The organism is Alkalihalobacillus sp. AL-G, from assembly GCF_030643805.1.
Taxonomy (GTDB): Bacteria; Bacillota; Bacilli; order Bacillales; family Fictibacillaceae; genus Pseudalkalibacillus.
Genome location: NZ_CP094656.1, coordinates 2,859,084 through 2,880,651, shown reverse-complemented (window position 1 = coordinate 2,880,651; position 21,568 = coordinate 2,859,084). Strand labels below are relative to the sequence as shown.

Annotated in this window: 19 protein-coding genes and 1 other annotated feature; of the genes, 17 read left to right on the top strand and 2 right to left on the bottom strand. The window is 40.9% G+C overall.

Annotated elements, in window-relative coordinates:
- The first annotated feature begins 16 nt into the window (after positions 1–16).
- The 3 genes from MOJ78_RS14775 (at position 17) to MOJ78_RS14765 (ending at position 2,413) form a co-directional block, all read left to right on the top strand.
- Positions 17–826 (top strand): transporter substrate-binding domain-containing protein, encoded by an 810-nt coding sequence (locus MOJ78_RS14775; protein ID WP_304978101.1) that lies wholly within the window; start codon positions 17–19, stop codon positions 824–826.
- 168 nt (positions 827–994) lie between these two features.
- Positions 995–1,657: an amino acid ABC transporter permease gene (locus tag MOJ78_RS14770; protein ID WP_304978100.1), complete on the top strand. Its 663-nt coding sequence runs from the start codon at positions 995–997 to the stop codon at positions 1,655–1,657.
- Between the two features lie 33 nt (positions 1,658–1,690).
- Complete coding sequence (locus MOJ78_RS14765; RefSeq protein ID WP_370529818.1) at positions 1,691–2,413, top strand: amino acid ABC transporter ATP-binding protein; 723 nt, start codon at positions 1,691–1,693, stop codon at positions 2,411–2,413.
- A gap of 49 nt (positions 2,414–2,462) precedes the next feature.
- On the opposite strand, the gene MOJ78_RS14760 is transcribed toward MOJ78_RS14765, so the two are convergent.
- A complete protein-coding gene (locus tag MOJ78_RS14760) occupies positions 2,463–2,927 on the bottom strand; it encodes a LiaF transmembrane domain-containing protein (RefSeq protein ID WP_304978098.1) in 465 nt (154 codons plus the stop codon).
- A 389-nt stretch (positions 2,928–3,316) separates the two neighbouring features.
- Between MOJ78_RS14760 and hemA the strand changes: the two genes are divergently transcribed.
- From hemA to MOJ78_RS14690, 14 genes are all read left to right on the top strand, one after another.
- Positions 3,317–4,687, top strand: coding sequence for a glutamyl-tRNA reductase (gene hemA / locus MOJ78_RS14755; protein ID WP_304978097.1), 1,371 nt, complete (start codon positions 3,317–3,319; stop codon positions 4,685–4,687).
- 27 nt (positions 4,688–4,714) lie between these two features.
- Complete coding sequence (locus MOJ78_RS14750) at positions 4,715–5,545, top strand: cytochrome C assembly family protein (protein WP_304978096.1); 831 nt, start codon at positions 4,715–4,717, stop codon at positions 5,543–5,545.
- 56 nt (positions 5,546–5,601) lie between these two features.
- Positions 5,602–6,540 (top strand): hydroxymethylbilane synthase, encoded by a 939-nt coding sequence (gene hemC / locus MOJ78_RS14745; protein ID WP_304978095.1) that lies wholly within the window; start codon positions 5,602–5,604, stop codon positions 6,538–6,540.
- On the top strand, positions 6,537–7,328 hold the full coding sequence (locus MOJ78_RS14740; protein WP_304978094.1) for a uroporphyrinogen-III synthase: 792 nt from the start codon (positions 6,537–6,539) through the stop codon (positions 7,326–7,328). The genes hemC and MOJ78_RS14740 overlap by 4 nt, the downstream gene beginning before the upstream one ends.
- Positions 7,325–8,305, top strand: a complete 981-nt coding sequence (gene hemB, locus MOJ78_RS14735; RefSeq protein WP_304978093.1) for a porphobilinogen synthase — start codon at positions 7,325–7,327, stop codon at positions 8,303–8,305. The genes MOJ78_RS14740 and hemB overlap by 4 nt, the downstream gene beginning before the upstream one ends.
- Before the next feature lie 12 nt (positions 8,306–8,317).
- Positions 8,318–9,619, top strand: a complete 1,302-nt coding sequence (hemL, locus tag MOJ78_RS14730) for a glutamate-1-semialdehyde 2,1-aminomutase (RefSeq protein WP_304978092.1) — start codon at positions 8,318–8,320, stop codon at positions 9,617–9,619.
- Between the two features lie 689 nt (positions 9,620–10,308).
- Positions 10,309–11,406: a stage VI sporulation protein D gene (spoVID, locus tag MOJ78_RS14725; RefSeq protein ID WP_304978091.1), complete on the top strand. Its 1,098-nt coding sequence runs from the start codon at positions 10,309–10,311 to the stop codon at positions 11,404–11,406.
- Positions 11,407–11,418: 12 nt separating this feature from the next.
- Positions 11,419–12,330, top strand: a complete 912-nt coding sequence (locus MOJ78_RS14720) for a hypothetical protein (RefSeq protein WP_304978090.1) — start codon at positions 11,419–11,421, stop codon at positions 12,328–12,330.
- Positions 12,327–13,328: a spore coat protein YsxE gene (ysxE, locus tag MOJ78_RS14715; RefSeq protein WP_304978089.1), complete on the top strand. Its 1,002-nt coding sequence runs from the start codon at positions 12,327–12,329 to the stop codon at positions 13,326–13,328. The genes MOJ78_RS14720 and ysxE overlap by 4 nt, the downstream gene beginning before the upstream one ends.
- A 66-nt stretch (positions 13,329–13,394) precedes the next feature.
- Complete coding sequence (locus tag MOJ78_RS14710) at positions 13,395–13,595, top strand: hypothetical protein (protein ID WP_304978088.1); 201 nt, start codon at positions 13,395–13,397, stop codon at positions 13,593–13,595.
- 139 nt (positions 13,596–13,734) lie between these two features.
- Positions 13,735–13,975: a binding site (T-box leader), on the top strand.
- 128 nt (positions 13,976–14,103) lie between these two features.
- A complete protein-coding gene (locus MOJ78_RS14705) occupies positions 14,104–16,746 on the top strand; it encodes a valine--tRNA ligase (protein ID WP_304978087.1) in 2,643 nt (880 codons plus the stop codon).
- A gap of 81 nt (positions 16,747–16,827) precedes the next feature.
- On the top strand, positions 16,828–18,129 hold the full coding sequence (locus MOJ78_RS14700) for a bifunctional folylpolyglutamate synthase/dihydrofolate synthase (RefSeq protein ID WP_304978086.1): 1,302 nt from the start codon (positions 16,828–16,830) through the stop codon (positions 18,127–18,129).
- A gap of 186 nt (positions 18,130–18,315) precedes the next feature.
- Positions 18,316–20,016, top strand: a complete 1,701-nt coding sequence (locus MOJ78_RS14695) for a sensor domain-containing diguanylate cyclase (protein WP_304978085.1) — start codon at positions 18,316–18,318, stop codon at positions 20,014–20,016.
- 47 nt (positions 20,017–20,063) lie between these two features.
- Positions 20,064–21,071 (top strand): pilus assembly FimT family protein, encoded by a 1,008-nt coding sequence (locus MOJ78_RS14690; protein WP_304978084.1) that lies wholly within the window; start codon positions 20,064–20,066, stop codon positions 21,069–21,071.
- Here the strand turns inward: MOJ78_RS14690 and MOJ78_RS14685 are convergent.
- A complete protein-coding gene (locus tag MOJ78_RS14685) occupies positions 21,068–21,568 on the bottom strand; it encodes a PulJ/GspJ family protein (protein ID WP_304978083.1) in 501 nt (166 codons plus the stop codon). The two genes, MOJ78_RS14690 and MOJ78_RS14685, sit on opposite strands and share 4 nt — an antisense overlap.

Below are 21,568 nucleotides of genomic sequence, written 5' to 3'. Positions count from 1 at the left end.
AGAGGGTCAAAAGAGAATGAAAAAACTTAGCGTATGGATGTCGATGCTGTTAATGTTTTCACTACTTTTAGCAGCGTGTGGCGGATCAGATGAAAATGATAATGCAAGTGGTGACGAAGGAAATAAAGATTACAAACTAGTTGAGGATGGAAAATTCACATTTGCTTCCTCTGGCGAATTTAAACCATTCAGTTATGCGGATCCTGATGACCCAACTAAAATGGTCGGTTATGACATTGCTGTAGCGAATGCGATTGCTGAAGAATTAGGTTTAGAGCCAAGTCCACAGAAATATAAGTTTGCCAGTATCATTGCAGGTGTGAAAGGTGACCGTTTTGATGCGGCAGTAGCAAGTCATACGATTACAGACGAACGTGCAAAAGAAGTTGATTTTACAGAGCCATATTATTACTCAGGACCACAAATTTTCGTACGTCCTGACAGTGATATCGAAACAGCAGAAGACCTGAAAGGAAAAGATGTAGCTGTTTCTAAAGGATCGACTTATGCAAAAATGGCGGTGAAATATACCGATAATATTAAGACTTTCGACAGTGATGTCGTTGCATTACAAGCATTAAGTGAAGGTAAGAATGATGCTGTGATCACTGATTTCATCACTGGTCAATTAGCAATCAAAAGCGGGTTTGAAATTGTCGCTAAGGAACGACTTGGAGAAAGTGAACAGGCGATTGCGATTTCAAAGGAAAATCCTGAATTGCTTAAAGCTGTCAATGAAGCGTTACAGAAATTGAAAGATAACGGTACATTAGCAAAACTAAGCAAGGAATGGATTGGAGAAGACATCACAACATCAGAGAAATAAACGGCATACAATGTGACAAATAGAAGAATTTCGGGCTGGCTCAGTCGGGTTCGGTATACTCTGCTCGTTGCATCATTTAGTCATATTTAAATGTTGTGGTGAGAATAGAGTAGTCCTACCTTGGTTTTGGGTCAGCCTGATTTATTCACAAGAAGGAGTTGAAGACGTTTGCCTGAATTCAGCCATGTGCTTGCAAAATTCATAGAACACTATGATGTATTCTTAGATGCAGCCCTGTTGACCTTAAAATTGACAGCAGCTTCATTACTCATCGCTATTGTGATTGGCCTATTTTTTGCATTTTTAAAAATATCCCGCAATAAGATTTTTTCGTTGATTGCCGATGCCTACATTGGGGTTGTACGTGGGACACCACTAATCGTTCAAATCTTCATCTTCTATTTCGGTCTCACAGAAATCGTCAATATGTCTGGATTTTGGGCGGCTACATGGGGGCTTGCCTTCCATAACGGTGCGTATATCGCGGAAATCTTCCGTGGATCGATCCAAGCGGTGGACAAAGGTCAAACGGAAGCTGGTCGTTCACTTGGGATGACAACAACCTTGACGATGAGAAGAATCATTCTTCCTCAAGCTTTTCGCCGGGCATTACCTCCGTTGGGAAACCAATTCATCATTGGAATGAAGGATTCATCACTAGCAGCATTCATTAGTGTACCAGAATTATTTAATATCGCTACGACATTGGGATCTTCAAATTTTGATCCGATGACCTACCTATTAATTGTAGCAGTCTATTATTTAATTCTCGTATTGGTGTTGACAGTCTTTGTAAACATGCTAGAGAAAAGGATGTCGGTAAGTGATTAAGGGGAGTGAATAGACTTGAGTGAAAAGCGAGAGATGATCAAAACAGAGAAGCTAAATAAAAGCTTTGGCGATTTACATGTTTTAAAAGATATCGATATGAATGTTCTAGAGAATGATGTGGTCGTTTTAATTGGTGCCAGTGGTTCTGGAAAAAGCACATTGCTTCGCTGCTTGAATTTCCTCGAGATTAAAAGTGGTGGGAGAGTCATATTAGAGAATGAAGAGATTGATCCGCGAAAAGACGATTTGAACAAAGTACGACAAAGAGTTGGTATGGTCTTTCAACACTTTAACTTGTTTCCACACAAAACGGTGCTTGGAAATGTAATTGAAGCCCCTATAAATGTGAAAAAGGTAAACAAAGCTCAAGCGATCAAGGAAGGTAAAGAACTGCTTGATAAGGTCGGACTCGCAGATAAAGCAGATGTGTATCCGTCAAAATTGTCAGGCGGACAAAAACAACGGGTAGCGATTGCACGTGCATTGGCTATGAAGCCGGATATCATGTTATTCGATGAACCGACTTCAGCTCTTGACCCAGAGTTGGTAGGAGAAGTGCTATCGACAATGAAACAATTGGCTAAAGAAGGAATGACAATGGTTGTTGTCACTCATGAAATGGGCTTCGCCCGAGAAGTTGCTGACTGGGTCGTTTATATGCATGACGGTAAGATCGTGGAACGGGGGCACCCGGAGGAACTATTCAGTAATCCAAAAGAAAAGCGGACACAAGACTTTTTAAGCTCAATACTCTAATAAAAAGGATGCCCCATATCAAATTGGGACATCCTTTTCACATTCTTCATCACTTATTTTTTAAAAACATATAAATACCGATAAGGGCTAAAAGTGCTGGCCAAAGTCTTTCTGTATACGATAGGATTTCTCCCATGATACCAATGGCTCCCGTTGATAGGATCGCAAAAAGGGAGAGTATGGTCAGGAAACCCCCGATCAAAAGCCCTTGTTGTTTTGTCTTTTTAGCTTGGACAAGAAAGGCGATCCCGACAATCAAAGTATAGACAGCCCATTTGTCCGGCCAAAATGTAAGTTGTGTACGCGCATAAAAATGTACAGCAAGTCCACAAATCACAATTCCGGAAAATAGTGCGTGCGGGTCGTTTCCCTGCATCAGGAACCCAATTCCCATTATTAATAATAATGCGGGGAGTAGGTCCATTTCACCGATAAACGGGATCCCCCATTGCCTTGATAAAAAATATACCCCTATACCGATTAAAAGCATTGCTGGAAATTTTGCTTGATTCATTTCGACCTCCTTATACACTGGTGTTCAGTGTCGAACTTTTGCGAAACTAAAAGAAATTTGATACATTATAGATGGCAATCCAAGTATTACAAAGCATCTAAAGCATTATAAGGCGACTTATACTAAAATTTGGATAGTCGGGAATACTTAATAAAGATGTTCAAAAAGTACCCAAGGTCTCATGTGCCTGCGTCTACAAGTGAATGCTCCGAGGTCAGCTTCCTCGGTACAACTCGTAGTCTTCGTGCAAGTACCGCTCGTCGCTAACCCATATTTTATCATGACTTTCATATACTGTTCACATCTTTTTGGATTCTATCGATTTGATGCATGTTATAATAATAGTGGATTTTGACTTACTACATAACGATTAAAGGGGGTGACGGACGATGCATATTTTAAAAGTTGGACTAAACCATAAAACTGCCCCAGTAGAAATTCGAGAAAAAGTATCTTTTCAGCCCGAAGAATTAGAAGAAGCACTAACCAGGTTACGCCAAACAAAAAGCATCCTTGAATGTGTGATCGTATCGACGTGTAACCGTACGGAAATTTATGCTGTTGCAGACCAATTACACACTGGACGATATTATATAAAAGCGTTCTTAGCAGAATGGTTTTCGCTTGATAAGGATTTATTGACGCCTTATCTCACTATACATGAACGTGAAGATGCCGTTGAGCATTTGTTTAAAGTCGCGTGTGGCCTCGACTCCATGATTTTAGGGGAAACGCAAATATTGGGACAAGTGAGATCAAGCTTTTTTACTGCCCAAGAGATGGCTACAACAGGTACCGTATTTAATGAACTATTTAAAAAGGCAATCACAATGGCGAAGCGTTCACATTCCGAAACAGACATTGGTGAAAATGCAGTTTCTGTCAGCTATGCGGCAGTGGAGCTTGCGAAAAAGATTTTCGGCGGACTTGAAGGAAAGCGTGTATTGATTCTTGGTGCTGGCAAGATGGGCGAGCTAACTGCTAAGCATCTCCATAGCAATGGTGTTAAACACATCACTGTGATGAACCGGACGTACGCAAAGGCCTACGAGCTTGCTGCACGTTTTGATGGACAAGCACGCTCACTGGACGATTTGAATCTGGCTTTGCAAAATACTGATATCGTAATAAGCTCTACAGGTTCTATTGATTATGTAATGACAAAGTCTTCTGTAGCCCCTGTTTTAAGAAAACGAAATGGCAAACCTTTATTCATGGTTGATATTGCTGTTCCACGTGATCTATCACCGGATCTACAGGATCTTGAAAGTGTGTTTTTATATGATATCGATGACCTTGAAGGGATTGTAGAAGCAAACCTGGCAGAGCGTGAAAAAGAGGCAGCAAAAGTCCGTACTCTTATTGAGGAAGAACTGCTAGACTTTTTAAACTGGGTAAATACGCTTGGCGTAGTACCTTTAATTACAGCACTTCGTCAAAAGGCCTTGTCTATCCAATCTGAGACAATGACGAGCATTGAACGAAAACTGCCTGATCTTACTGACAGGGAACGAAAGGTCTTGAGTAAGCATACGAAGAGTATTGTAAATCAGTTGTTAAGAGATCCAGTAACTCGTGTGAAAGAGCTTGCAGGTGAACCAAATGCAGAAATGCATCTCGATCTTTTCATCCAGTTGTTCGGAATTGAAGATGAAGTTGAAAAGGTGTTGGAATCTGAGCGACACGTTCAAACAACTTTAAAAGAGGAAGCTGCAAAGGAAGAAGCATATAAGTCGGCAACATCACCGGCAACAACCTAGGCTTACTCCCTGGAGAGGAGTTGCAATGTGGGTAGTATCCGATGGATTTATGATTTGACAATTATTTTGTACGCACTGAGCGTACTTGGATACTTTATTGACTTTTTACAAAACAACCGGAGGGCAAACCGTATAGCCTTCTGGTTGCTTTCTATTGTCTGGGTTTTACAGCTATTTGTTTTTATTATAAGAATTGTTGAAAACAATCGTTTCCCTATTTTAACACCTACGGAGGGGTTATTTTTTTATTCATTGATGATTGTAACCCTCTCACTCTTAATCAATTGGTTTTTTAGAGTGGATTTGTTCGTGTTTTTTACGAATATTATCGGGTTCATACTCATGACAGTAAGCTGGTTCTCACCAAATAATCAGGTTTCCGAAGTCGTATCTGACCAATTGATCAATGAACTTGCGATCATACACATTACGATGGCTTTCAGTGCTTATGGAGCGTTTACATTATCAAGCATTCTTTCGATTATGTATCTTGTACAATACAACATGCTCAAACAGAAGAAAGTAGGTAAATTGCTTTGGAGGTTTGATAGTCTGACAAGGCTGGAGACCTTATCATTCATTCTGAATATGGTCGGGGTACCCATGATCCTTTTGAGTCTGATTTTAGGACTTACTTATGGGTATAACATTGGACTCGATCCTGCAATTTGGTGGGATGCTAAAGTAATCAGCTCATTTCTCGTTTTTATCGTCTACAGCAGATATCTATATTTAAAGGTTGCCAAAGGGGCACATGGTAGAAAACTTGCCTATTGGAATGTTGCAGGATTGCTCGTCATTCTCATCAACTACTTTTTGGCGGCTACATTAACTGAGTTTCATCTCTGGTATAAGTAGAGGAGAGTATTGGAAGTATTGTAATAAACGAAGACTAACTGTACGGAGGCATTTATATGCGTAAAATAATTATCGGTTCACGAAGAAGTAAACTCGCAATGACGCAAACGCGCTGGGTCATCGATCAGCTTAAAAAGGCTGAGGCGCCATTTGACTTTGAAATCAAGGAAATCGTTACAAAGGGCGATCGGATTTTGGATGTGACTCTATCTAAAGTAGGTGGGAAAGGTCTATTTGTAAAAGAGATTGAACAAGCAATGCTGCAAAAAGAAATCGATTTTGCCGTACATAGTATGAAGGATATGCCATCTGTACTTCCTGAAGGTCTCGAACTGGCTTGTACTCCTGAACGCGAGGATTGCAGGGATGCTATAGTCTCTGAAAATCATCAGTCGTTTGAGGAATTAAAAGAAGGGGCGATTGTCGGTACAAGCAGCTTACGGCGCGGTGCACAATTGCTAGCTCGTCGCCAGGATATAACGATCAAGCCGATCAGAGGGAATATCGATACACGTCTTGCTAAATTAGAGAAGGAAGATTTTGATGCGATCGTCCTTGCTGCAGCCGGTCTAAAACGTATGGGCTGGTCCGACGATGTCATCACTCAATACCTAGATAAAGAAATTTGTATCCCAGCGGTAGGACAAGGTTCATTAGCGATCGAATGTAGAGAGAATGATGAAGAACTGAAAACATGGCTCGATAAAATCAATTGCCCGGAAACCTTTGAAACGGTATCTGCAGAACGCGCCTTTTTACGTACATTAGAAGGCGGATGTCAGGTCCCGATCGGTGCATTGGCTGAACGAGAAGAAGCTACTGGAGATATCGTCCTGACTGGATTTGTTGCCACTCCAGACGGCAAAACGATCATAAAGGATACGTTACAAGGGACAGATGCTGAGCAAATGGGCATAAAATTGGCCAACATCCTTATAGACCGGGGTGCGAAAGATATTCTTGACAGTGTTAAAAAGGAGCTGGATCAATCATGATACCATCGGAAAAGCCACTTACAGGTCTAAGGATTCTGATTACTCGATCTGAAGCACAGGCTATTCCGTTTATCAAAAAGATTGAAAGGCTTGGAGGGACAGCAATTTCAGCCCCATTAATCACGTTTCGATTACCAGCTGATCTTAGTTCAATAGAACACTTGATGAAACAGCTTGACCAGTATAAGTGGATTGTTTTTACGAGTCAAAATGCAGTTCGGTTTTTTCTTAAGATGGCAGAGCGATTACAGCTTAACGAGAAGGATTTAAAGAACCATAAACTCGCTGCCATTGGAGAGAAAACAGAAAGTCTTCTGAATGAGCATGGTCTTGATGTCCATTTTTCGCCGACTGAATATGTAGCAGAGCAATTTGTGGAAGAGTTCGGCTGTGTATTACAGGATGATGAGAGAGTGTTGTTTCCGCATGGAAGCCTTGCGAGAGATACCATCGCGTCGGGAATGGAGGGCAGGAATAAGCAAATCGATTCCTTCGTTGCCTATGAAACCGTACCGGACACAACCCGAAAGCAGAAGCTGATCAAGTTGGTTAAACAGGGCGAAGTTGATATTGTTACGTTTACGAGCTCGTCAACGGTTCATTTATTCTTTGAGCATATAAGGGACGAATTATCAGTTCCTACAAGATTACAATTTGCTTGTATCGGTCCAATTACGGCAGGCACTCTTGAATCCTACGGATTTAAAGCAAATATAATCGCAAGCGTTTATACGATTGATGGATTGCTTGATTCGATTGTAAAAAAAGTGAGGGAGGAAAAAGAATGAGTGAATTTCAACGACATCGTAGATTACGGAAAACTGGAAGCATACGCGCTTTAGTTCGAGAAACGTTTTTAAGAAAAGAAGATTTGATTTATCCTCTTTTTATTGTAGAAGGTACTGGTGTAAAGCAGGAAGTAAGCTCGATGCCAGGTGTTTATCATTATTCTCTCGATCTCTTATCTGAGGAATTGGATGAGATCGTCCGATTAGGGATTCAATCAATCATCGTATTCGGTGTTCCTGAGCATAAGGATGAAACAGGTACATCAGCATATGAAGAAAATGGTATCGTCCAGAAGGGAATTTCCTACATAAAGGAGCGTCATCCAGAGTTGACGGTCATCGCAGACACTTGCTTATGTCAATATACGGATCACGGGCATTGTGGAGTTATACGAGACGGAGATGTTCTAAATGACGATTCATTGGCGTTACTTGCTAAGACTGCTGTATCCCAAGCTCAAGCAGGGGCCGATATCATTGCTCCATCAAATATGATGGACGGATTCGTGGCTGCAATTCGCGGCGGCCTTGATGAAGCTGGGTTCGAGGATACTCCGATCATGTCATACGCAGTGAAATATGCTTCAGCATTTTATGGTCCGTTTCGCGATGCTGCCCATAGCACACCACAATTCGGTGACCGGAAAACCTACCAGATGGATCCTTCCAATCGTTTGGAAGCCATTCGCGAGGCACAATCGGATTATGAAGAAGGGGCAGATTTCCTCATGGTGAAACCTGTCCTTGCTTACCTTGATATTTTAAGAGAACTGAAGGATCGGTTTCCTTTGCCACTCGTAGCTTATAACGTCAGCGGAGAATATTCGATGATTAAAGCGGCAAGTCAAAATGGTTGGATCGATGAGAGGGAAGTCGTACTTGAAATGCTTACAGGTATGAAACGTGCAGGTGCAGATTTGATTATCACATATTTTTCAAAAGATGCAGCACGATGGATGGATGAGGACAAACGATAGAAAGGTGATTCGATGTCAGAACGAACATTTGAAAAATCCAGAGAAGCTTTTACAGAAGCGAGGCCATTAATGCCAGGCGGGGTCAATAGCCCGGTACGAGCATTTAAATCGGTTGATATGGATCCTATTTTCATGAAACGTGGTCAAGGATCTAAGATTTATGATCTTGATGACAATGAGTATATTGACTATGTGTTAAGCTGGGGTCCTTTAATTCTCGGACATGCTGACGAACAGGTTGTTGAAGCATTAAAGAAGACGGCAGAAATGGGAACAAGCTTTGGTGCACCACATGAAATGGAAAACAAGCTCGCAAAACTCGTCATTGAACGTGTTCCTTCGATCGATGTTGTTCGGATGGTCAACTCTGGTACAGAAGCGACGATGAGTGCGTTGCGATTAGCGCGTGGATATACCGGTAGAAATAAGATTCTTAAATTCGAAGGCTGTTATCATGGCCATGGTGATTCATTATTGATAAAAGCCGGTTCTGGTGTTGCGACACTCGGTTTACCGGACAGTCCTGGTGTTCCTGAATCGGTTGCCCAAAATACGATAACGGTCCCATACAATGATCGTGAAAGTGTCCAATATGCCTTTGAACAATATGGTGAGGACATTGCCGGATTAATTGTAGAGCCTGTTGCTGGAAATATGGGAGTCGTTCCACCTCAACCAGGTTTTCTTGAATTTTTAAGATCCATTACTGAGGAATATGGGAGTCTGCTCATCTTTGATGAAGTAATGACAGGGTTCCGAGTAGGATACCATTGTGCACAAGGGCATTTCGGCGTAACACCTGACCTGACCTGCCTTGGAAAAGTGATCGGCGGCGGCTTGCCTGTCGGTGCATATGGTGGCAAAAAGGAAATCATGGAGCAAATTGCCCCGAGCGGTCCGATTTATCAGGCGGGAACGCTTTCTGGAAACCCGTTAGCGATGACAGCTGGTTATGAAACATTGCGTCAGCTGACCGAGGCATCCTATGTCGAATTTGTGAAAAAAGCGGAGCGATTAGAGCAAGGGCTATCGGAAGCTGCTGATCGGCATCAAATTCCAAACCACATCAATCGTGCGGGATCAATGGTCGGATTTTTCTTTACCGATCAAAATGTAGTGGATTTTGAAGCTGCGAGTTCGTCGAACCTTAAAGCTTTTACGACTTACTTTAAAGCAATGATTCAACAAGGTATTTCGGTTCCACCTTCACAATTTGAAGGGTTGTTCTTATCTACGAAACATTCTGATGATGATATTGAACGGACAATCGAGGCTAGTGACGTTGCCTTTAAAGAAGTGGCAAAAACCATATGAACCTTTTAAGAAAACATGGCGTTTAGCCAGGTCAGCTTGTGGAGAAAACTACTTGTTCTCTCTACAAGCTTTTTTATTTGAAGGACAATTACGCTCTATTCGACGCGCATTCTCCTAATTACTGTAAGAACTACACCCGATTACGCTCTATTCGACGCGCATCCTCCTAATTACTGTAAAAACCATACCCGATTACGCTTTATTCAACGCGCATTCTCCTAATTACTGTAAGAACCATACCCGATTACCCTCTATTCGACGCACATTCTCCTAATTACTGTAAAAACCATGCCCGAATACGCTCTATTCGTCGCGCATTCTCCTAATTACTGTAAAGTCCATATCTGAATACGCTACTTCACCTAAAAAAGCTACTTCAACCGGTCCGGCGAATGTCAGTTTTTTTACGCTGAAAAATAGGTGTACTGTCAAGGTTCTAAGGATAAAGTCTGTTCAAGTGTAGTGAAAAATCGTCCTCAGAGTGAGGACAAAAATCGGTCAAGCGGAGTGATGAATGTTCTCAGAGGACATTTCTGAATTGGTTGATAAAGTTGAAAGGGTACTCCCTATTATGAAGTGTTCTTATTTCTTTCATTTCAATCTGTACAACTCTTTTTAGGTATAAAATCTGCTCCTACACATACATCTGTATTGTACAGGAATAATTGCGATGAGAGGGGGACCCTGCATTGACAGAGCGTGAACAGTCCAGCTTGAATTTTTCAATAGAGGAATCCGTTTGGTTAAAGAAGGGACAGGAGGTCGATGAACTATTTACAGTTGCACTGAATCCTGATGTAACGATTGAAGAAAGCGGTGATCAAGTTCTTATTAAAGGGAATTTGTATTTAACAGGTGAATACCGTCCTTCCGCAACTTTAAATCAGGATAAATCGGATGGATCAAATGATCAATTGACCTATCGTTCGTTCTCCCAGTTATCTGATTCATCTGAGGAATCCGTTCAGCTTGAGCATCGATTTCCAGTTGATGTTACGATACCGAAAAACCGCGTACCTCAGATGGAGGATCTATACGTCACTGTAGATAATTTTGACTATGAACTACCGTCACCATCTTGCTTAGAGGTATCCGCTTCCGTATCGATTTCTGGAATTTATGAGAGCCAATCCAATGACACCACGAATGATTATACCGAGAATTATAACAGCGAAGATGACACTGAGTTTTCAGAAGTCCCGACAAACCCATTTCCGATACTTGAATTTGAATCACGCCGTAAACCGGAACAAGCAACAGAAGATAACCCGATCGAAGAAAAGAGAGTTGAGAATCGTGAGCCTTCGGTTGAATTTGCTAGTCGATCTGACGAAGCTCGTTATGAACAACCGAAAGCTTATTCTTCACATTTTATGCGCGATGCTCAACCCCAGTTTACAAACAACTTTGAGGAAGAAGAAACTGATTTCGAGATGAACAATGACGAACAATATAATTATTATGAATATGAAGAAGATCGTGCTGATGAACACGGTGAAAATGAATACGTTGAACATGCTGAGGTTGAATATACTGATGAAGATGAACCAACCTCTCAAAAAGCACCACGTGAGGAAAATGCGCTTTATTTAACTAAAATGCTGACTAGAGATGACGAAGCATTGACAAAATTAAAGATGTGCATTACCCAGGCGGGAGATTCCTTAGAGACCATAGCTGGAAAGTATGATGTACCGACGAGCCAGTTAGTACGTGTAAACCGTTTGGATAGTGAAGAAATTGAAGAAGGACAAATCCTATACATCCCAGTTTCAGCTACACGTTAGGTTGGTGTGACTATGAGCATGGATGTTCTAGAGCTCATCGATAAGAATTTTTCTTTGACACCATCAAGATGGAAGCAAACCAATGAGTTATTAGAGTCGGATTGTGGAGTGAAACGTGTACGATATTGGTCGGATGAAGCATTGATGAACTGGCACCATGCGTGGAGAAACCAAGCTGAACATGATCAAGTATTAGTGGATCGGATGCATCATACAGTAGAGGGTAGGTGGTTTGTTCCTTTAGAGGATGGCTTCTTAACCCTTCATGATGTGTATTTTGATTCTTTTCCGAAACAGAATCATGAACATATATGGGGAAGGTTTATTGGAGAAATGCTTGCCTTTGGTGTAGAGCATCCACATTACCAGGGAGTCCACGAATCTACAACGCTAAATATCCTTGATAATTTGGAGGACTCAAACCGTATGGATACGAATCTCACTATGATTCGTAAAAGTTTACCGGAAGCAAAACGCCGACTTAACATGGTTCAGGAAATTTTTGAACAGTATCGACACCTACCAAAACCGATTTTAGAATCCTCGTTATCCGTTAATCAAGGGAAAAGAGTCCATGGTTATTTGTTTTGGCAAGGGGGGAATCACTATCCGGAGGCTGGGCTTCAAGGGGTAGGGAGTTTATTAGCAGACTGGCATCAATCAACGGATACAAGATCCGTTCATGCTTTGTTGGACCACATTGATGACCGATTTACACTTACCGGTGGCTACGACCAGCTTATCGTTGCTGAGTTGATTGCACCTAGAGAGGTTCAGAAGTGCATGGGACGGATGGAAAATGCAGGACCGGAGCAATCAAAACAAATTCTTGATCGTTTTGAACAAGAGTGGGAAACGAATCTTAGGCTTGTGGAAGAAGTATACGCCTGGATCAATCGTCGTGCAAAGAAGGTGATACGATGAATGCGGCTTCTGTTGATGGAGTAATTCTATATTATTATGACCTTTACCCAGAAAGAATCGAGTCGTATGGCCAGGTTCAAAAAATTACAACAAGTCGTGGTACGTATGCATTAAAAAAAACGAACATGAATAAAGAGCAGTTGGATTGGTTTTTACACTGTATGAATAGACTGAATGAGATAGGATATCACCATGTCGTTCCTATCGTTCCGACAAAATACGGTGATTCGAACGTTACAAATGGGTATCATTCTTTCTATTTAACCAGGTGGTGTGACCATGAGGCAAGGTCTGGTTTCCAGTATGAAGATTTTATAATAGATGAACTTGGAAAACTTCATTCTCATACGGTAAAAGCCCAGTCCTTTTCAGATGAGGTTGTCAAGGATTCTTACAATGCGTTGATCCAACGGTTTGAACAAAGGCAGCTAGAGATGGAGCGGTTTACTGAGCTTTCTGAGCGACAAACGTACATTTCACCCTTTGAACTTCGGTATCTTTCTCAGTTTCATCGATTGATGAGAATGGCGGAGGACGCTAAACAACACGTTATCAGTTGGTATCAGAGCTGTGAAGAACAAAAGCGTTATCGAAGTGTAATGTGTCACGGCAGACCATTTCGCGGTCATATTGTCGTAGACCAGCTTGGTGAAGGTAACTTTATCAATTTTGAAAGGGCGATCCTTGATACTCCTGTTCGAGACTTAGCTTATTTCTTTCGAACAGCTGCCCATTATCCCGAGTGGGAGGAGCAGGTTGCGTTGGAATGGCTCGGACAATATGAGCGCCACCTTCCGTTACTTCCCGAGGAGAAATTACTGCTTGCAAGCTATTTGAAGTTCCCTGAACCGGTATTTTCAACAATTCAAACGTACCAGGGGACACACGACCTGTCACAATTAGAGCTTGTGCGAAAGCTTGACCGTAAATTGAATGTCATGAGATCACTCGATCGCTTTGCAAATCAAATCCTTCAACCAATTACGGAAATGGGCTAACGACATACAGTTAAGCCCATTTTCTTTTTTGTGCACCGTTCACCACAGTTCATAATAGGTGGCGAGATGAAGTGCAAGAAGGATGAGTACGAGTACAATGTCGAAAGCAGATGGAAACAGGAGGGTGCGTATCGCTTGAAAGATCAGCAAAGGAAATATAAATTGCTCGCATATGCTCCGAAACTGACGCAAATGATGATAGAATCGGTATTTATTGAAGCTCCGTCTTCTTCGCATAGGACAGATTTCCTTTCACTAAAGGATTAAAAGCTGGCCACCTTTTTATAACAAGATATGAAAAAGAGAAAAATAGGTGCCCATTTTTGTTTAAAACCAATAAAATGTGGAAAGCCTATTGACGATTATCCATTTATAAAGGTAAAATGAATAATACTTAAAATTTGTATATGTAGCGAAGATAGGGAAGAGTAGAGTGTGACCCCTTTAGAGAGAGAAATCAGTAGCTGAGAGATTTCTTAGGATGTAGCAGTCGAATGTCGCCCTGGAGCAACTTTTCTGAACGATGACTATTCAGTAGGAAAAGTCGGATTAAATGCCGTTATCCATAATCAAGTGTACAGTTTTATTTTTGATGCATCATTAAACTGTAAACAAAGGTGGTACCGCGAACTTCTTTCGTCCTTTGAGGATGGAAAGAGGTTTTTTTAGTTTTCAGGAAAAGTCAGATACGGACTGTACCATCGGTAAGAAGTGAGCACAATCGAAGTTAAATTCATCGTTTGAAAAAATTAAATCGAATCAAGGAGGAGTAGCCATGAATAAACAAGAGGTTTCGATGCCGACAAAATACGACCCGAAGCAAACAGAGACAAAATGGTATCAGTATTGGCTTGATGGTAAGTTTTTTGAAGCAACTGGTGACGAAAAGAAGGAGCCTTATACAATCGTAATCCCACCGCCGAACGTTACTGGGAGACTTCACCTTGGTCACGCTTGGGATACAACATTACAGGATATTCTTATCCGAACAAAGCGTATGCAGGGCTTTGATGCACTTTGGCTGCCGGGTATGGACCATGCGGGAATTGCGACACAGGCAAAGGTAGAGGGGAAGCTGCGTGAAGAAGGCACGAATCGATACGAGCTTGGCCGAGAAAAGTTTCTCGAAAAATCATGGGAATGGAAGCATGATTATGCGGAATTCATTCGAAAACAATGGTCGAAACTAGGGCTGTCCTTGGATTACTCTAGAGAACGTTTCACCTTGGATGAAGGCCTGTCTGACGCTGTAAAAGAAGTGTTCGTTACATTATACGAAAAAGACTTGATTTACCGTGGGGAGTATATTATTAACTGGGATCCAAAAACAAAAACGGCACTCTCGGATATTGAAGTTATTTATAAGGATGTTCAAGGCGCCTTCTATCATATGAAATATCCACTTGTAGATGGCAGCGGGTATATCGAAATCGCAACAACACGTCCTGAGACAATGCTTGGCGATACAGCGGTTGCAGTCCATCCTGAAGATGAACGCTATAAGCACTTGATTGGGAAAAAGGTCATTCTTCCTATCGTCAACCGTGAAATCGATATCGTTGCTGACGATTATGTTGATATGGAGTTTGGATCTGGTGCAGTTAAAATCACACCTGCACATGACCCGAATGACTTTGAAATTGGAAACCGTCACAATCTAGAACGTGTTCTCGTCATGAATGAAGATGGAACAATGAACGAGCAAGCAGGAAAATACAATGGAATGGACCGATTTGAATGTCGTAAACAAATCGTTAAAGACTTACAAGATCAAGGTGTTATATTTAAAATTGAAGAACATATGCATTCTGTAGGTCATTCAGAGCGTAGCGGCGCGGTTGTTGAACCGTATTTATCTACACAATGGTTCGTAAAAATGCAACCGCTCGCAAAAAAAGCGATCGAATTACAGAAATCTGATGATAAAACGCATTTTGTTCCAGATCGCTTTGAAAAAACGTATTTACATTGGATTGAAAATATCCGTGATTGGTGCATCAGTAGACAGCTATGGTGGGGTCATCGTATCCCGGCCTGGTACCATAAGGAAACTGGAGAAGTTTATGTTGGTAGAACAGCACCGAAAGACATTGAAAACTGGAAACAGGATGAAGATGTGCTTGATACTTGGTTCAGTTCAGCATTGTGGCCGTTTTCTACGATGGGGTGGCCAGATGAGTCAGCTCCAGATTATAAACGCTACTATTCAACGGATGTACTCGTTACTGGCTATGACATCATCTTTTTCTGGGTCGCTCGAATGATTTTTCAAGGATTAGAATTTACCGGAGAGCGACCATTCAAGGATGTGTTGATTCACGGACTAGTGAGGGATGCTGAAGGGCGCAAAATGAGTAAATCACTTGGTAATGGTGTGGACCCGATGGATGTTATTGATAAATACGGTGCAGACTCATTACGATTTTTCCTATCAACCGGAAGCTCTCCAGGAAATGATTTGCGTTTTTATTGGGAAAAGGTTGAATCAACGTGGAACTTCGGGAACAAGATTTGGAACGCTTCTCGCTTTGCTCTTATGAACATGGATGGGTTGGCTTACGAGGAGATTGATCTAACAGGTGAAAAATCGCTTGCTGATAAATGGATCCTAACTCGCCTTAACGAGACGATCGAATCGGTTACAAAGCTGATTGATGCCTATGAATTTGGCGAAGTTGGCCGAGCGCTTTATAACTTCATTTGGGATGATTTTTGTGATTGGTATATTGAAATGGCTAAATTACCACTCTACGGTGATGATGAACAACAAAAGAAAACGACTCGATCCGTTCTCGCCTATGTACTTGACCAAACGCTAAGACTTTTGCATCCATTCATGCCTTTCATTACAGAGGAAATTTGGCAGCATATTCCCCATGAAGGCGAGTCAATTACGATCGCGCATTGGCCGGAAAAAAGAGAGGATCTTCATTTTGAAGATTCTGCTAAAGAAATGAAACTTATAACAGAGATCATTCGTTCTGTACGTAATACCCGTTCAGAAATGAATGTACCACCAAGCAAGCCGATTGAAATACAACTTAAACCTCACGAAGAAAAGACGCTCGATAAACTAAAACGTAACGGAACGTATTTAGAGCGTTTCTGTAATCCAGAACCACTTAAGATAGCTTTAGACTTAGAAGCACCAGAGAAGGCAATGACCTCAGTTTTAAGTGGAGTAGAAATTTTCCTTCCGTTAAAAGGCTTAATAAATATTGACGAGGAAATAAGCCGACTCGAAAAAGAATTGGAAAAGTGGAATTCAGAGGTTGATCGTGTACAAAAGAAATTGAATAATGAAGGATTTATGAAAAAGGCGCCAGAAAAAGTGGTAGCTGAAGAGCGTGAGAAAGAAAGGACGTATCTTGATAACCGTCAAAAGGTTCAAGAACGGATTGATGAACTGAAGAAATAATAAGATGACAGAAGGAGGCGGATCAAATTGATTCGTCTTTTTCAAGGCTATGTTAAATGTGTCTATACGAGGAGAACAGTAATGAAAACGTACCAAGAAACCCTACACTGGATCCACGAATTGTTAGCTTTCGGGATGAAACCAGGCTTACTAAGAATGGAACACATGCTTGAGGAACTCGGAAACCCCGAGGAAACCTTGAAATGTGTCCATATAGCGGGAACAAATGGAAAAGGCTCTACACTTACATTCATGCAGTGTGCCTTAGAGGAAGCAGGCTATAATGTGGGAACGTTTACCTCACCTTACATCGAGCAGTTCAATGAAAGGATTTCGGTGAATGGTTCCCCTATTTCAGATGATGACTTGATAAAAGTTGCTAATGAAGTGAGGCCTATCACAGAAAAAGTAGCTGCCACAGATCTTGGCACTCCAACCGAGTTCGAGGTTGTCACGGTATTATCTATTGTTTATTTTGCAAAGTATGTGGAACTGGATATTGTTCTGTTTGAAACAGGACTTGGCGGGAGGCTGGATTCTACCAATGTGATCACCCCGCTCTTAACTGGGATTACGAATATCGGGTATGATCATACAGCGATACTCGGATCCACCATCGAACAAATCGCTTATGAAAAAAGCGGGATAATTAAGCCTGCCGTACCGTTAGTCACAGGTGCTGACCAGAGGGAAGCGTTGAATGTCATCAATGAACGAGCAAAAAGGTTGGGCGCTCCTGTTTACATTGCAAACCGAGAGTACTTGACTCTAGATCACCGTGTTCTTGTAAGTGGTGAAAAATTTTCAGTGAAAACGCCAGACAGGATCTATCAAGATCTAGTTACTGGCATGCAAGGCAATCATCAGGTTAAGAATGCTTCTATGGCGATCATGATGCTTGAGTTATTATCGGAAAAATACGGATATAAAATCGATTCCCAACATATTAATAATGGTTTTTCAAAAGCAAGTTGGCCGGGTAGATTCGAAAAAATGAATGACTACCCATTAATTTATATAGATGGAGCCCACAACAAAGAGGGGATAGAGAGCTTGAAGGAAACGATGGTCAGCCATTTTCCGAAGCATCGCAAACGGATTATTTTCAGTGCCCTTTCAGACAAGCCTGTTGATGAAATGCTTTCAGTGCTGTATGACTCCATCGACCATATCCTTTTCACTTCCTTTGATTTTCCGAGAGCAAGCACGGCCAAAGAATTATACGATAAATGTCGATTTGATAGAAAAGACCTAGAAGAAACCTATCAACTAGCAATTACCAAAGAAATGGGACAAATGGGTGAGAATGACCTATTGATTATTACTGGATCTCTCTATTTTATCTCAGCGGCAAGAAATTTTTTACACGAAAAGAAAAGTTGACATTTTGCAAAAGTACTTACGCTATGGGTTATTCCAGGATTAAGCTGCCTATTTCTTTTAAAAAAATCAGTAATAAATTAATTTTATAATTACAATTTTTAAAAGATTTGTTAAAATATCATTAACGAGATAAATAGTACGTTTGACTCAATTTGTAGAATGGAATTTCCTGGGGAGGGGATTGTGATGACCAAAAGTGCTAAACATTGGATCAGTGTCGTGTGTTTATTGACATGGCCAATGATATTATGGGCATTTTTTACCTTTTCTGTCCCTTCCTTAGAAAATTATTGGCTGGATCTTGTTGGTATGCTAATCTTGATGATTACCGTATCTTTATTTCCGATTCAGGTAAGAGGAACGAACATTTCTTTAATACAAGGGATATCCTTAGCCATTTTTCTTCAGTTTGGCCTTCTCGTCGAATTGATAATGGTTCAAATCACAATACTTTCCTCATTATGGTATTTGAAATATCCGCTATATCGGTATGGGACGAGCTCACTCATGTTCATGATCGTTTCCGCTGCCTCTGCTCTTGTGTACTACCTTCTCGGTGGAGAAATAGGCGGACTTGGGATGAATGAGTATCCTCCAATCATTCCTGTAATCGGGTACTCATTAACCGCTCTTATTACAAATCATCTCGTCCTTCATCTGATCAGGAAAAATCTCTACAAAGAAACCAGCAATACGTTATTTGATAAGGGTTTTCTTTGGGAATTGTTGATGGAATCGATTATCCTGCCAGTCGGTATTACATTCTATATTTTATATTCACAACTAGGGACATCTGCCATTCTGTTTGTTGGAGTTCCGTTCGTAATCATATCCCTTATTGTGAACATGTATCATTCCAGTCAAAAAATCAACCACTTGCTTAAGTTTACGAACAAGATTGGACAAGAGCTGACCGAAAGCCTACTAGTCGACGAGACACTGGATATTTATCTGAATAGAATAACTAAGATGCTCAAGGTTGATTATGCTTACATACTTGATATTGAAGATCAAACACAATTAACAGTCATCCGAAAATATGAATCCGATCGAACATATAATGTCAATCTTCCATTTTTATTTAAAGGCGAAGGAATCAGTGGAAAGGTTTGGGAAAGTGGACAGAGCTTAAGGTTCGAAGGCCGTCATCAATGGCGTAAATATTCTAAAGGATTTCTGCCGATTACTGTACAATCAGTCGTTTCGGTTCCGATGATTCGGAATCATGAAGTAGTTGGAGTGATCACCTTTGCGTCCAATCAGAAAAAAGCCTACGATAAACCTCATCTTATGATACTCGAAATCCTTTCTAACTACCTTGCTGTCGCACTAGATAAAGCGAAAAATTATGAAGCGACGAAACAAAGAAGCGAGCGTTGCCATCTTACTAACCTGTATAATTATCGCTATTTTGAAGATCGGCTTTATGATATGTACAAACAATATGATGTTTTCCAAAATACGTTCTCACTTATCCTTTTAGATATTGACCACTTTAAACGGGTAAATGATACGTTTGGACATCAGTCTGGTAATGAAGTGTTGTGTCAGGTTGCCGATCGTCTAGTTGAAAGCATTGGCGATCAAGGAACTGTGGCAAGATATGGCGGAGAAGAATTTGTCATTTTACTCCCGGAAACCAACCATGACTATTGCATGCAAATCGCGGAACTTCTAAGGGAGAATATTTCTCAAACTACATTTTCGATATCAAATGATTTAGGTGATTTTCATAAAAAGAAAATTTATTTAACCGTCAGTATTGGTGTAGCAACAGCACCTGAGCAAGGAGAAGACCCGTTGACGTTAATTCGAAATGCCGACCGGGCAATGTATACAGGTGCTAAGCAGCAGGGGCGTAATAAGGTTGCAAGCTATATTGGTTAATTTAGCGCTCAATGATTTCAAATGCCTCATATTTCTAGGGTGGATCAATGGTTAAGTTTGTAAAATCAAATAAAGGTAGTACGCTGATTATCGTCCTGATGGTAATCATGGTTCTCGGCATTTTTGCACCTATTGGTTATACGTGGTTCAGTAAGCTTTCCGCAAACGAGAATCGATTGATCTACCAAAAGCAAGCAGTCAATCTCTCGGTCAGTGCAATGGAAACATTTCAAAGACAAGAAAACGCTGAAAAAGTGACATATTTATCGGATTATACGTATCCGCCAAACCGTCCTAATACCATCCAAAGCGGGACTTCGGTATTAGATTTGTATCAATATGCATTAGATGAAAATCAAAGTCCGATGAACTCCTCAGATTTGCAGTCTTATTCAGGGGAATATACAGTTGTTGTCCATGCCATTTCTGGAGATTTTGACCATGATGCTAGTAAAGATTCAAATGAGGACTTCTTTTATGAGCATAAAATGACAGCAAAGGAATCCACATTGAACTCGAGTTCCGGGGAAGTCGTAATTGAATTGGAAAATGGAGAAACGATCGAAATGGCGTTTGAGGAGTTTTTGGATCAGCATGATAGTGAAAATCCTGCTCCAGGAGATCTTACTATTAATGGCGTCGGAGAAGATGGAGAATATTCGACAAAGGATCGTATAGAGATAGCTGCAACCGGATCGGTTACCATTAATGGGAATTTTATAATTGAATCAGGTGCAAATGGCGAAGGGAAAATGGACCTGAACAACATTGAAGTTATATCGGAAACGGGAGATATTGTCGTTAATCAAGGGACTTTGATAAGTACAGGTAATAGTTCAAGTAGAGATATCATTCTAGAAGCCCCACAAGGTAATATCTTCGTTAATGGGAGTACATTGGAAGCGAGAAGAGAAATTCGATTGTATGCGGGTATGAGCCGTAATGGTAGTCTCATCACACCAAACAAGAATATCGTGTTGGAAAGTGCTCATTTTGAGACGAAAAAAAACGCCCAAATCATCTTTAAGGCATCAGGTGAAGTAATCGAAAATTAAGGGCTGAAAATGTCAATCGGCAAGGTAATTTGATGATGTTTTTCTTTTAACCCTTCTGTCGTGTAAAAAAATCGAAAATATGCTATTCCTTCAGTTAATCCAGTTCCATTGTGAACTGGATTTTTATTTTGATCCAAAAGCTCCATCCGGTCAATTGATAGTGCAAAATCATGTAAAAGCTGCTGATTTGAGCCTCCAGCATCATACTTGAACAGCTTCAATTCACCCGCTTGAATGACCATCGATTTACTGCTTCCGTCCTGTGATTCAAACCGTACACCTTCTGCTGATTTTGTAAGAGAAACAGGGGCTGCAACTTCTCTCGTAAGAACCATTTTCAGTTCCTGAACGTCCGATTCTGAGCTGACTGCAGTTTCTGTAATGGTCCATGAAGCTTGAACATAGGAAAATAAGCTATATGAAACTCCGACAATCATTGAAAAAATCGCAATCGTGGCCAACAGCTCTATAAGAGTCATTCCTCTTTGATCGATCAA